Annotated in this window: 12 protein-coding genes; 8 read left to right on the top strand and 4 right to left on the bottom strand. The window is 66.6% G+C overall.

All coding sequences use genetic code 11. From position 1 onward, the window contains the following. Positions 1-176 precede the first annotated feature (176 nt). The 3 genes from AvAM_RS04310 to AvAM_RS04300 form a co-directional block, all read right to left on the bottom strand. Complete coding sequence (locus AvAM_RS04310; protein WP_137745921.1) at positions 177-641, bottom strand: MaoC family dehydratase; 465 nt, start codon at positions 639-641, stop codon at positions 177-179. Between the two features lie 96 nt (positions 642-737). Beyond that, entirely contained in the window at positions 738-1,355 is a 618-nt protein-coding gene (locus AvAM_RS04305) for a ParA family protein (protein ID WP_137745920.1), read from the bottom strand. A gap of 132 nt (positions 1,356-1,487) precedes the next feature. Further along, on the bottom strand, positions 1,488-2,126 hold the full coding sequence (locus AvAM_RS04300) for a LysE family translocator (RefSeq protein ID WP_137745919.1): 639 nt from the start codon (positions 2,124-2,126) through the stop codon (positions 1,488-1,490). A 259-nt stretch (positions 2,127-2,385) separates the two neighbouring features. On the opposite strand from AvAM_RS04300, the gene kefC reads away from it, so the two are divergent. Beyond that, the gene (gene kefC / locus AvAM_RS04295; protein ID WP_137745918.1) at positions 2,386-4,290 is read left to right on the top strand and encodes a glutathione-regulated potassium-efflux system protein KefC; all 1,905 of its coding nucleotides are present in this window, start codon (positions 2,386-2,388) and stop codon (positions 4,288-4,290) included. Between the two features lie 328 nt (positions 4,291-4,618). On the opposite strand, the gene AvAM_RS04290 is transcribed toward kefC, so the two are convergent. Further along, a complete protein-coding gene (locus AvAM_RS04290; RefSeq protein WP_137745917.1) occupies positions 4,619-4,921 on the bottom strand; it encodes a YciI family protein in 303 nt (100 codons plus the stop codon). Between the two features lie 398 nt (positions 4,922-5,319). On the opposite strand from AvAM_RS04290, the gene AvAM_RS04285 reads away from it, so the two are divergent. From AvAM_RS04285 to AvAM_RS04255, 7 genes are all read left to right on the top strand, one after another. Further along, complete coding sequence (locus tag AvAM_RS04285; RefSeq protein WP_137745916.1) at positions 5,320-7,461, top strand: TonB-dependent siderophore receptor; 2,142 nt, start codon at positions 5,320-5,322, stop codon at positions 7,459-7,461. A 29-nt stretch (positions 7,462-7,490) separates the two neighbouring features. Then, positions 7,491-8,639: a PepSY domain-containing protein gene (locus AvAM_RS04280; RefSeq protein ID WP_137745915.1), complete on the top strand. Its 1,149-nt coding sequence runs from the start codon at positions 7,491-7,493 to the stop codon at positions 8,637-8,639. Positions 8,640-8,676: 37 nt separating this feature from the next. Continuing rightward, a complete protein-coding gene (locus AvAM_RS04275; protein ID WP_137745914.1) occupies positions 8,677-9,522 on the top strand; it encodes a hypothetical protein in 846 nt (281 codons plus the stop codon). Further along, on the top strand, positions 9,519-9,869 hold the full coding sequence (locus AvAM_RS04270; protein WP_137745913.1) for a hypothetical protein: 351 nt from the start codon (positions 9,519-9,521) through the stop codon (positions 9,867-9,869). Before AvAM_RS04275 ends, AvAM_RS04270 begins: the two co-directional genes overlap by 4 nt. Before the next feature lie 167 nt (positions 9,870-10,036). After that, a complete protein-coding gene (locus AvAM_RS04265) occupies positions 10,037-10,681 on the top strand; it encodes a trimeric intracellular cation channel family protein (protein WP_137745912.1) in 645 nt (214 codons plus the stop codon). Positions 10,682-10,785: 104 nt separating this feature from the next. Beyond that, entirely contained in the window at positions 10,786-11,478 is a 693-nt protein-coding gene (locus tag AvAM_RS04260; protein WP_137745911.1) for a transglutaminase family protein, read from the top strand. Then, positions 11,475-11,918, top strand: a complete 444-nt coding sequence (locus tag AvAM_RS04255) for a PaaI family thioesterase (protein WP_137745910.1) — start codon at positions 11,475-11,477, stop codon at positions 11,916-11,918. The genes AvAM_RS04260 and AvAM_RS04255 overlap by 4 nt, the downstream gene beginning before the upstream one ends. Positions 11,919-12,180: the final 262 nt, after the last annotated feature.

The raw sequence follows: 12,180 nt of genomic DNA, 5'->3' as shown, positions 1-12,180 counted from the left end.
TAACGAGAGCGCAGTCCGTGTAACACGCGCGATCCAGGCCAGCGACCGCCGCGCAAGGGCCGCCCACGCTGCGTAGCGGCGCTTCACTTGCGTGCACTGGCGGTGTCCCCCTTCCCGAATGGCGCAGCCATTCGAGAGAAGGGGGAAGCGGCGCAGCCGCTCAGGGGGTTGTCCCTCTACGCCGGGGCGCCGAAATTGCGTGCCAGCGATTCGGCCACGCACACCGGCTTGTCGCCGCCCTCGCGCTCCACCGTCACCAGCCAGGTCATCTGCATGCCATCGGGTGCGATCGGCTCGGCGGCCTGCAGCGTCAGGCGCGCACGCAAGCGGCTGCCCACTGGTACGGGGGACGTAAAGCGCACCTTGTTCAGACCATAGTTCACGCCCATGCGCGCGCCCTCGATGGTCAGGCCCGACTCGAAAAACTGCGGGATCAGCGACAGCGTGAGAAAGCCGTGCGCAATGGGTGCGCCAAACGGGCCAGCCTTGGCACGCTCGGGGTCCACATGGATCCACTGGTGGTCGCCCGTCGCCTGGGCGAACAGGTTGACCTGTTCCTGCGTGATGGTGATCCAGTCGGTCACGGCGACCTCTTGGCCCACGCAGGCGCTGACTTCGGAATAAGAGCGGAAGATTTTCATCGTTGCAATGTAGCCCTGCACCCAGGCGCGCCTTGTCTGCCGGGTGACAGGTGTTTTCCCGGAGGGCTTGTTGTACGTTGTGCGTCACGCTGTCCTTCAAGAATTGAGCCAGGTGCAAATGCCCTGCCACTGCTCCAGGTCGCGTGCCACGCGGCCCGGCGCCACGTCAAACAGCGTGAGGCCATGCGCCGCCAGGTGCACATAGTTCTGCGTGTCGCGCAGGTAGCCCAGCACGGGAAACCCCAGGCTGTCCACAAAGTGGTGCAACTGCTCGGCCGCCTTGGTGCGCGCATCCACCCGCATGCCGACGATGCCGATCTGCACCCCCTCGGCGCGGCGGTGTTCCGCCAGCTGGTCCAGAAAGCTGCGCGTGGCAAAGATGTCGAACACGCTGGGCTGCAGCGGCACGATGATCTTGTCAGCCAGCTTGAGCACGTCATTCAGGCGCCAGCCGTGCAGCCCGGCGGGCGTGTCGAGCACCGCGTGCGTCGTGCCCTTGGGCGGGCGGCTGATCACGTCTGAGCTGGTGTCCCAGCCGCCAAGCGCGCGTGCGGCCGGAGGGCGCAGGCCCAGCCAGAGCCGGGCGGATTCCTGCCGGTCGGTGTCGCCCAGGATTACGGGGTGCCCCTGGCTCGCAAAGTAGCCCGCGATGTTGGTGGACAACGTGGACTTGCCCACTCCGCCCTTCGGGTTGGCGACAACAACTACTGGCATGACAAGCTCCTTGGAATCTGCAGGTCCATGAAAAAATACAAGCCAAATCAGCCCTCTGCGCATGATGGACAAGCGCTTTAAGCTATCAAATCAAGAGCACGCAGGCGCCACCCGCGCACCAGCTAGACGCCCTCAGGCGTGCTGGCCACCGCGCTTGACGAAGAACAGCCCCGCCCCCACCGCCATCAGCAGACCGCCAAACACGCGGTTCTGCGCCCGCACCGCCCGGGCGCTGCGCATCAGGCGGCGCAGTGCGCTGGCACCAAAAGCGTAGCCGTGCATCACCACCACGTCCACCGTGACGGTGGTGGCGGCCATCACCAGCAGCTGCGTCCACAACGGGCGTGTGTCGGTCATGAACTGGGGCAACACGGCCACCATGAAGATGATGCCCTTGGGGTTGGTGGCGTTGGTCAGAAAACCGGTGAGGCAGCGCTTTTGCCAGGTGCCCGCAGCCTCGTGCTCATCGCCCTGCACAATGGGCGCATCGCCCGCGCGCCACTGGTTGAAGCCCACATAGATCAGGTAGCACGCGCCCAGCACCTTGACGACGCTGAACGCCAGCTCGGACGCCAGCAGCAGCGAGCCTACGCCCGCCCCGGCGATCAGCAGAATCAGCAACAGGCCCAGCTGCAGGCCCAAAATCGTGGCGCCCGTCTTGCGCACGCCGAACGACAGGCCATGGCTCATCGACAGCACGGCCCCCGAGCCCGGCGACACCGCAATCAGGCACGATGCCGCAAAAAAAGCCAGCCAAGTCTGCAAGTCCATGAGTCACCAAGCCCGAGTGCGAAGAAGGGCACGCATCTTAACAACGCCTCCACGGGGCGGCCATGGTTTTCTATATAAAAAAGGCTTCTACCGCGCAACCCCATTGCCGCATGAGCTATCAAATTTGAAGCACCCATGCGGCATGGCGCAGGCACCCTTCCGCAGCGCTGCAGCAATGCCAAAATCCTGACATCCCACGCCCGCCCGCACCCTGCGGCGCCCGCCCCACCGCCACGGCCCTCACGCCACTCCGCCCTCCATGGAACACGCACCCACCTGGCTCACTTACGGTTTTCTCTACCTCACCGCCGCCGTGCTGGCCGTGCCCATTGCCAAGGCGCTGGGCCTGGGCGCCATCATTGGCTACCTGGCGGCAGGCATCGCCATCGGGCCCTGGGGCCTGGGGCTGGTCAGCAACGTGCAGGACATCCTGCACTTTGCCGAGTTCGGCGTGGTGCTCATGCTCTTCCTTGTGGGGCTGGAGCTGCAACCCAGCCGCCTGTGGGCGCTGCGCCGCCCCATCTTCGGCACCGGCACGGCCCAGGTGCTGGGCTGCGCGGCGGCGCTGTTTGCGCTGGGCGCGCTGGCGGGCCTGCCCTGGCGCGTGAGCCTGGTGGGCGCTTTGGGCCTGGCGCTGTCGTCCACGGCGATTGCGCTGCAGGTGCTGGCCGAGCGCAACCTCATGCGCACCCAGAGCGGCCAGGCGGGCTTCTCCATCCTGCTGTTCCAGGACGTGGCAGCCATCCCCATCCTGGCCATGCTGCCGCTGCTGGGCGCTGCCGGGGCAGCCGATGCCAGCCACACCCCTGGCGACCTGGTGCTGGAGGCCCTCAAGATCGTCGGCGTGATCGCCGGCATCATCCTCGGCGGGCGCCTGCTGCTGCGCCCCGTGCTGCGCTGGATCGCCAAGAGCAACACCCCCGAAATCTTCACCGCTGCCGCACTGTTGCTGGTGGTGGGCATCGCCTACCTGATGGTGCTGGTGGGCCTGTCGATGGCCCTGGGCGCCTTCCTTGCGGGCGTGCTGCTGGCCGACAGCGAATACCGCCGCGAGCTGGAGGCCGACATCGAGCCCTTCAAAGGCCTGCTGCTCGGGCTGTTCTTCATCGCCGTGGGCATGAGCATCGACTTCGGCGTGATCCTGCGCTCGCCCGGGCTCATGGCCGCCATCCTGGTCGGCTTTCTGGCGGCCAAGGCCGTCGTCATCTACACCCTGGCCAAGGTGGTCGAGATCCCCTACCAGGAGCGCCCCGTCTTCACCCTGCTGCTGGCCCAAGGCGGCGAATTTGCGTTTGTGGTGTTCCAGGCCGCAGCGGGTGCCAACGTGTTCCCGGCAGAGACCGCATCGCTGCTGATCGGTGCCGTGGCGCTGTCGATGCTGATCAGCCCATTGCTGCTCGTGGTGATGGACCGCGTGCTGCTACGCCGCTATGCCAAGCTCAAAACCGCCACGCCCCAGGCCGAAGAAATCTCCGAGCCGCAAGAGGCGCCCATCATCATCGCGGGCTTCGGCCGCTACGGGCAGATCGTCTCGCGCGTGCTGCTGGCCCAGGGCATCCCCACCACGGTGCTGGACCACAGCGTGGACATGCTGGAAGTGGCCCGCACCTTTGGCTACCGCGTGTTCTACGGCGACGCCACACGCCTCGACCTGCTGCGCATCGCCGGGGCTGAACACGCCCGCATCCTCGTCATTGCCGTGGACGATGCCGAACAGTCCCTCCAGATCGCCAAGCTCGCGCGCGAGCACTTCCCCCAGCTGCAGGTGGTGGCCCGCGCCCGCGACATCACCCACTGGAACAAGCTGCGCGACCTGGGCGTGACCCTGGTGCAGCGCGAGCTGTTCGAGGCCAGCCTCCAAAGCGCGCACACCGTGCTGGAGCTGATGGGCCTGCCCGCCGCGCAAGCCACCGCGATCACCCAACGCTTTCGCACCCACAACATCGCCCTGGCCGACCGCATGTACCCCCACCACAAGGACCGCGCCAAATTCATCGCTGTGGCCCGCGAGGGGCGCAACCAGCTGGCCGAACAGATGGCGAAAGAGCGGCAGGAGAGTGCGGCGCTGCACGCAGCGGAAGGGGCGTACCCGGGGTACGGCGGGGCGGAGGGGGCCGAGGATGGGGAAGAGGCTACTTCTATCCAGAAATTAGATAAAAAATAGTCTTCCTCGCTCGACCATTATGTCTTTATAGCTATTTTTTTGATAGCAAATAGGCCTCGTGCGGTGCGAGGCTCCAGAAAGCGCATCTGCAGGGGGTAACCAGCCGAACAAAGTGGCGCGCAAACCGCTTTCGCGCCACCTATCTGGCGCGATTTCTTTTCGCTGCACACACACTGACGCATCGGTGCTGGCCTGCTGACATCCAGTGCACCACGCCCAATCGTTAGGTCAATGACCTAGACGCCAAGCACCGCAAGACTCGCTTCTGGGGCATACCGCAACTTCCGCCATGGGCCCACAGCGGCCCCGTATTGCGGCACCGGTACCACTAGGAGTGGGGCAGCTCCCGGATCTCCACCGTGCCGCCAGCTTCGTACACTGGATTGCCTGCTAAAAACTGTTTTGCGCTTTCGAGGTTGGCTGCACGCACTCGGATGAAGCCACCGAGATCATTGCCGGTCGGTTGATCCGGTTGATTCTTCCTGAGGCGCTCTCCACGTCCTATTGAGCTACCCCCATCGAATTGGCCGGTGCTGCGTAGCTTTGCAATGTACTGCGCCCAGCATTTCGAGTCGTCGGCGGCTTCCGTATCGGGAGCGTCCTGATGCATCAAAAGTATGTATTCGTTCACTCGTTCCCCTCTGCGTCTGTGTCAAGCATGCTCGATACTCGCCCGCTGCGGTAGATGACGGCTCCTGGCCGAAGGCAGAAGTCTAGCCTCCGAGTTCAGTTTGGGCTCCCAGCGGGGCCGAGCGCCGCTACGTGGGTTGCAACCTCGTTTCAACGATACGCTTCGCGTTATCCAGGGATAGCCAACAAAGTCTCCGTTTTTGCGTCGCACGGGATTGCGGTTATCCCAACTCCCTTCATCAAGGCACTGTGGCTCCTCGCGCTCCAGCCCCTTTAATGCAAAATTTCAAACGATAACCATTCGCATTACAATCCACCACCTCCCGCCAGCCAACGTCCCCTGTCACGTGAGCCAGCGCCCCCAGCGTTTGTTGTCCGCTCACCTTCATCGGGATCCCCATGCCTTCTCAGCCCCCGCGCTTGCCGTCTGTCCGCGCGACCCGCTTCTTTACCCTGACCCCACTGGCCCTGTGCCTCGCCCAAGCTGCTATCGCACAGCAGCCCAGCACACCGGCAGCAGACCCGGCAACGGCCGCCCCCCAGCTGCAGGAAGTCCGCATCAACGCCAGCACTGAAAAAGACATGGGCTTTGCGCCCGCCGAGGCGCAGACCGCCAGCAAGGCGCCCATGCGGCGGCTGGAGACGCCACAGTCGGTCAGCGTGGTCACGCGCGAGCAGATGGAGTCGCGGCAGATCACCAACGTGCAGCAGGCGCTGCAGACGGTGGCGGGCGTGAGTCCGGTCAACTTTGGCCGCCGGGGGTTTGACGACCTCAACATCCGGGGCTTTCGCTCCACCGAATCCATCCTGGTCGATGGCCTGGTGCAAAGCCCGGGCATGTGGGCCAAGCTGCAGCCCTATGGCTACGAGCGCTTTGAAGTGCTCAAGGGCTCGGCCTCGGTGCTCTACGGCCAGGTGCAGCCGGGTGGCATCGTCAATGCGGTGAGCAAGCGGCCCAAGAAAGAGGCGCTCAGCGAAGTGGGCGTGGAGGTGGGCAGCTTTGGCCAGCGCACGCTGCAGGCCGACATCAATCGGCCGCTGTCCGAATCGGGCAAGACGGCGCTGCGCATCAATGCGCATGTCTCTGACGTGGACGACCCCACACAGTTCGTCTACCGCAAGGACCGCTGGTTTGCGCCGTCGCTCTCCATCGACCTGGGCGCGCAGACCGACCTGGTGCTGTTTGCCACCTACAGCCAGAGCGAGTGGATGCGCCAGCAGGGCATCACGCCCTACGGCACGCTGCTGCCCAACCGCAACGGCACGCTGTCCCGCACCATGTTCACGGGCGACCCGAGTTTTGGCGTGTACGACGTGGAGAGCACCACGGTGGGCTATGCGCTGGAGCACAAGATGTCCGACGCCCTGACCTTCCGCCAGAACGTGCGCTACGAGACCGAAAAGGGCACGGGCAATTTCGTCTCCAACCAGGCACTGCAGGCCAACCAGCGGCTGCAGAACCGCCAGGCCTCGCGCCAGTACATGGACTACGACCTGCTGGCCACCGACACCTCGCTGCTGTCGCGCTTTGAAGCGCTGGGCGTGAAGCACCAGTTGGTCACGGGCCTGGATGTGCGCAGCGGCACCAGCCTGCTGGCCAGCCGCACCTGCCGCATTGGCGCGCTGGACCTGTTCGCCCCCGTGTATGGCATGCAGGCCACCTGCCCCGAGGCGCTGACCAGCGACGCGCCTTCCAAGCTCACCGTGGCCGGGCTGTATGCGCAGGACCAGATCAAGTTCGGCCAGGGCTGGACGGCGCTGGTGGGCCTGCGCCGCGACTGGTCCACCAACGACACCAACAACCGCGTGGCCAAAACCCAGACGCGCCAGAAGGACAGCGCCACCACGCTGTCGGCGGGGCTGGTGTACGAGTTCAAGCCCGGCTGGGCCGCGTATGGCAGCTATGGCGAATCGTTCCTGCCCCAGTCGGGCCTGACCTTTGCGGGATCGAACTTCGTGCCCGAAACCGGCAAGCAGTGGGAGGCGGGTGTGAAGTACGAGTCCCCCAACGGCCAGATCACTGGCGCGCTTGCGGTCTTCGATCTGGTGCGCGAGAACGTGACCACGGCCGACCCGGTGAACACGGGCTTCAGCGTGCAGACCGGCGAGCAGCGCGCACGCGGGCTGGAGCTGGAGCTGGGCGCGGACCTGAAGAACGGCTGGAAGCTGACCAGCGCCTACACCTACACACAGACCAAGGTCACGCGCGACAACAACGCCGCCATCGTGGGCCTGCCGCTGAACCTCACGCCGCGCCACACGCTCACGGCCTGGGCCACCTACAAGCTGCCGCAGTACCCGCGCGTGACCCTGGGCGTGGGCGGGCGCTATGTGAGCGAGCAGATCGGCTCCTACCCGTTCACGCTGCCGTCGTACTTTGTGGCCGATGCGTCCATCAGCTACGTGGGTGAGAACTACCGCATCACGGCGGGGGTGAAGAACGTTTTCGACAAGGCGTATTACGACGGCGCGATCAACGCCAACGTGGTGTCGCCCTCGCTGCCGCGCAACTTCAGCCTGGGCGTGACGTACTTCTTCTGACGCACAGCCCCCCCTGATGCCCGCACACCATGACCAGCCAGCGCACACTCAACCGCCTGTTCACCCTGCACTCCTGGGCGGGCATCGTCACGGGGCTGTTGATGTTCATCGTGTGCTTTTCGGGCGCGGTGGTGGTGTTCAAGAACGAGATCGATCTGTGGGCCAACCCGTCGCTGGCCCAGCTGCCGCGCGCGGAGAAGCCCGCCCCGCTCGACGCAGTGCTGGCGCAGCTGCACACCCACTACCCCGGCGCGACGGTGGAAACCATTGCGCTGCCCGATGCGGTCAACCCGAGCTACTTCGCTTTTGTGCGCGAGCGCGGAGCCCCGGCCAACACGCGCACCAAGGTGGCCTTGCGCTCTGACACGGGCGCGGTGGTGGGCCCGGTGGACAGCCAGCTTGGCCAGTACCTGCGCATGCTGCATGTGTTTCTGTTCTTCGGGCCACGCTGGATCGTAGGATTCCTCGGCGCGGCGATGCTGGTACTGATTGCCACGGGCATCGTCATCCATCGCAAGATCCTGGCCGAGCTGTTCACCCAGCGCTGGGGCCGCAGCTTTCGCGTGGTGATGTCGGACCTGCACAAGTCTGCGGGCATCTGGGGGCTGGGTTTTCACATCCTGATCGCGGCCACGGGCGCCTGGATGGGGCTGGCGCCGCTGTTTGAACAGGGCTTCAAGTACGTGACCACCACCAGCACCGAAGCGGCAGCCCCCAAACCCGCGCGCAAGGCCGAGGGCAGCGAGCCCGCCCCGATGCAGTCGCTGGACGCGCTCTACGCCACCGCGCAGCAGGCCGTGCCGGGGCTGGAGGCGCGTTATGTGTCGCTGCGCCGCTGGGGCACCAGCACGGCCGAGGCGGGCTTCACCGGCAACCTGCAGGGCCACCTGGCCAGCACCGCGCGGGTGGACATCCTCGCTGCCACCGGCGTGCCGAAAAAGGTGCACGACCCGCGCACGGCAGGCTTCTGGTCGCTGGTCAACGGGCTCATGGAGCCGCTGCACTTTGGCGACTTTGGCGGGCTGGCGCTCAAGTGGCTGTATTTCTTTCTGGGCATGACGCCCGCGTTTTTGTCGATCTCGGGCACGCTGATCTGGCTGGATGCGCGCCAGCAGCGCAGGCGCGAGGCCGAAGCGGCGCAACAGGCTTCGGCAGATGGCATGGCAGCTGCGGGCTGACCGCCAGGCCCTACGATTTTTCACGGCTGCGCCCACCATGCAACGTTTCTTTCTGGCCCTGCACGCCACCACGCCCGCCGCACTCATCGTGGCCGTTTTCGTGCATTTTTGGGGGCCTTCGGGCCTGCCCACGCTGTCGCAGCGGCCCGTGTGGGCGGTGTGGGCGCTGATCGGCGTGTGGCTGCTGATGTCGGCCCTGGCCGCGTGGGCGCTGCGCACCCTCGCGCTGTGGCGCGTCGCACTGGGTGGCGCGGGTGCGCTGCTGGCCGTGGCGGGCATCACCGGGCTGGTGCTGGGCAGCGCGCAGGCACCGGCCATGTGCGCCAGCCTGGTTGCCGTGGGCCTGGCCTGCGCAGGCATTGCGGCTTTCATCGGCCCCCAGCGGGTACAGGCACCCCGGCGCAAGGTGGTGCGTCACCCGACGGCTGCAGCGGCCCCAGCGGGCGCCGCCACGCATGCCGCCACAGCCACAGCGCGCCAGCGTCAGCACCCGCGTGGCTGGAGCCGCTGGGTGGCGCCCGTGCATTGGCCGTTCTGGCTGTGTGGCGTGCTGGCGGTGGAGTCGTTCCGCCTGGCGCACATCGTGGCGACCGAGCCCGCACGCTCGTCGGGCATGCTGGGCCTGCTGCTCGCCTTGCTGGTGGCCCTGCCTGCCGCCACTCTGCGCCACTGGACACCCCGCGCCTCGGCCACGCTGTGGCTGCTGACCGCGCTGGCCTTTGGCGGCCTGGCGGCCAAGGCGGGCCTGTGGCAGTGGGCCACCGCAGCGGTGCTGTGCATGGCCGCTGCAGGCGCACCGCTGCTGCGGCGGCAGCACCTGTTGCGTGCCCTGCGGCGGCAACCGGCGCAGCCCCGCAGCCACCACCCTTCGGAGGCCGCATGACCGAGGAACTCATCGGCGCCAGTGCCGCGCTGGCATCGCTGATCGGCCTGAGCCACTGGGCGCGGGCCGTGCCCACCCGCGCCTGGGGCGACGGCACCCCGGGCCGCACCCGGGCCTGGGCCATCGCACTGGGCACGCTGGTGCTGCAGGGCATGGCAGCGGTCGCTGCCGCCGGGCCCACTGCGGGGGTAGCCCTGATCTTCGCCGCCTGGATGGCCCTGGGCTGGCTGCTGGTGCTGGCCATGAACCTGTGGCCCGAGGCGGCGCTGCGCTGGGCACAGCGCCTGGGGGTGCTGGGTGGCACGGGTTGTGTGGTGGCGCTGGGCTGGCTGCTGCTGCAGGGGTAAGGCGGCGGGCGGCGTGAGGTGCACCCTCGGCGCCCGCAGACCTGGTATTGGAGTCAAAAACGGCCTTTGCGCCTGACCACCATACCCTTATAGCTATATTTTTTATAGCATTCACATTCATAACGCTGCGCACGGCGGCGCCGCCGTCCCACGGCACAATCGCGCCCATGGACCAGTTGCTCGACGCCCCCTGGGTGCACACCCTGCGCTTTCTTCTGGAGGTGGCTGCCACCGTGGCGTTTGCGCTGTCGGGCGTGATCGCCGCCGCGCGCAAGCGGCTGGACGTGGTGGGCGTGTGTGTGGTGGCTTTTGTGGCAGCGTTCGGCGGCGGCACGCTGCGCGACCTGCTGCTGGACCAGCGGCCCTTCTTCTGGGTGCGCCACACGGGTTTTGTCTGGGGCATCCTGGCGCTGTGTGTGGGGGCCATGCTGTTCATGCGCCAGCGCCACTTCAAACCCACCGAACGCGCCATGCTGCTGCCCGACGCCATCGGCCTGGGCCTGTTTGCCGCCGTGGGTGTGGACATCGCCACCGCCATCGGCATGCCCCCCATCATCAGCGTGATGATGGGCGTGACCACCGGCGTGTTCGGCGGCGTGCTGCGCGACGTGCTGTGCAACGAGGTGCCCCAGGCCTTCAGCGACCACCGCCCCTACGCCCTGTGCGCGTTTGCGGGCGGCTGGGCCGACGTGGCCCTGCGCCATCTGCAAGCGCCCGACTGGGCGCCGCTGGTGGTCTGCGTGCTGCTCACGGCCGGGCTGCGCGGGCTGGCGCTGTGGCGCAACTGGGAGCTGCCCGCCTGGCGGGTGTGACAGGGTCATGCGCATTCCACGGCAGAAGCTGGCGCACCCGTGACAGCATCCCGCGCACAGAAGCCACACACTGATTCCCGACAGACTGCAGGAGACACCCGCCCATGACCAGCCCCCCTACGCCCTCCCACCTGCGCGCCACGGCCCTCATCGACAGCGACACCCCCGCCGTCCAGGCCTTTGCAGCCCAACACGCACGCGGCACCACCGACCGCGAACGCGCCGTCGCCCTGTACCTCGCCGTGCGCGACGGCTTTCGCTACGACCCCTACCGCATCGACCTCTCGCCCCAGGGCATGACGGCCAGCACCGTGCTGGCCAACGGCTACGGCTGGTGCGTGCCCAAGGCCGCGCTGCTCACCGCTGTGTGCCGTGCGGCAGGCCTCCCGGCGCGCATGGGCTTTGCCGACGTGCGCAACCACCTCAGCACCGAGCGCATGCGCGAGACCATGAAGACCGACCTCTTCATCTGGCACGGCTACACCGACATCTGGCTGGATGGCGCCTGGCGCAAGGCCACACCCACGTTCAACATCGAGCTGTGCGAACGCTTCGGGCTGCTGCCGCTGGAGTTCGACGGCGAGAACGATTCCATCTACCACCCGTTCGACAAGTCGGGCGCACGCCACATGGAATACGTGCACCAGCGCGGCGCGTTTGACGACATGCCGCTGGCGCAGATCGTGGCGGACTTCCGCACGGTGTACCGCGGCTGGCTGCCCGAGGACGGCGCCACCCACAGCAGCCTGCAGGGCGCAGATTTTTCGCAGGACGTGGAGAAGGAGGCCCGCGCATGAGCGGCCACGCCGAGATCCCCGCAGGTTTTGCGCCGCTGCAGTCTGGCGGCCCCTTCATCCAGCACAACGGCCCGCTTTACCTGCGGCATGAAGGCAGCACGGTGCAGTTCGGCTTTCGCGTGGAGCAGCGCCATGTGAACCCCATGAACAACCTGCACGGCGGCATGATGGCCAGCTTTTGCGACATGCTGCTGCCGCTGTCGGTGCACCGCAAAAGCAGCGAGGTGGCAAACCGCTTCTTGCCCACCATCAGCCTGCAGATCGACTACCTGGCCCCCGCCCCACTGGGCGCCTGGGTGCAAGGTGAGGCCGAGCCGCTGCGCGTCACGCGCTCGCTGGTGTTTGCGCAGGGCCTGGTCACCGCCGATGGCGTGCCCTGTGCGCGGGTGAGCGGGGTGTTCAAGATCGGGCCTGCGGTGCCGCCAGCTGCGGTGGAATAGCCTTCCTGGCTTGCAATCATTGGGAGATGGACAACATCACGATCGCGCTTCTGATAGCCGCAGCTTGCGTCTTTGTCGCGGCCTCAATGTGGCGCCGCTACAGGAGCGAGAAGTGGAACGCATCGTACAGGTGCTACCAATGTGGCGCGTCGCTGCGCGGGGGTTCGAAGACCGTTCGCCTCCGGATGTCGGAGACGAGCCCGGCCGAGGTAGTCGACTTTTGCCATCGCTGCGCGCGGCATAGAGTCCTGTGGGGTTGGCT

Source organism: Acidovorax sp. NB1 (genome assembly GCF_005405905.1).
GTDB lineage: Bacteria > Pseudomonadota > Gammaproteobacteria > Burkholderiales > Burkholderiaceae_C > Acidovorax.
The sequence above is the reverse complement of the archived record's forward strand: the minus strand, read 5'-3'. Positions and strand labels throughout refer to the sequence as shown.

What these genes read in the sequence shown, in the direction of transcription:
- AvAM_RS04310 (WP_137745921.1), bottom strand. Translation starts at nt 641, where the DNA reads ATGAAAATCTTCCGCTCTTATTCCGAAGTCAGCGCCTGCGTGGGCCAA.
- AvAM_RS04305 (WP_137745920.1), bottom strand. Translation starts at nt 1,355, where the DNA reads ATGCCAGTAGTTGTTGTCGCCAACCCGAAGGGCGGAGTGGGCAAGTCC.
- AvAM_RS04300 (WP_137745919.1), bottom strand. Translation starts at nt 2,126, where the DNA reads ATGGACTTGCAGACTTGGCTGGCTTTTTTTGCGGCATCGTGCCTGATT.
- kefC (WP_137745918.1), top strand. Translation starts at nt 2,386, where the DNA reads ATGGAACACGCACCCACCTGGCTCACTTACGGTTTTCTCTACCTCACC.
- AvAM_RS04285 (WP_137745916.1), top strand. Translation starts at nt 5,320, where the DNA reads ATGCCTTCTCAGCCCCCGCGCTTGCCGTCTGTCCGCGCGACCCGCTTC.
- AvAM_RS04280 (WP_137745915.1), top strand. Translation starts at nt 7,491, where the DNA reads ATGACCAGCCAGCGCACACTCAACCGCCTGTTCACCCTGCACTCCTGG.
- AvAM_RS04275 (WP_137745914.1), top strand. Translation starts at nt 8,677, where the DNA reads ATGCAACGTTTCTTTCTGGCCCTGCACGCCACCACGCCCGCCGCACTC.
- AvAM_RS04270 (WP_137745913.1), top strand. Translation starts at nt 9,519, where the DNA reads ATGACCGAGGAACTCATCGGCGCCAGTGCCGCGCTGGCATCGCTGATC.
- AvAM_RS04265 (WP_137745912.1), top strand. Translation starts at nt 10,037, where the DNA reads ATGGACCAGTTGCTCGACGCCCCCTGGGTGCACACCCTGCGCTTTCTT.
- AvAM_RS04260 (WP_137745911.1), top strand. Translation starts at nt 10,786, where the DNA reads ATGACCAGCCCCCCTACGCCCTCCCACCTGCGCGCCACGGCCCTCATC.
- AvAM_RS04255 (WP_137745910.1), top strand. Translation starts at nt 11,475, where the DNA reads ATGAGCGGCCACGCCGAGATCCCCGCAGGTTTTGCGCCGCTGCAGTCT.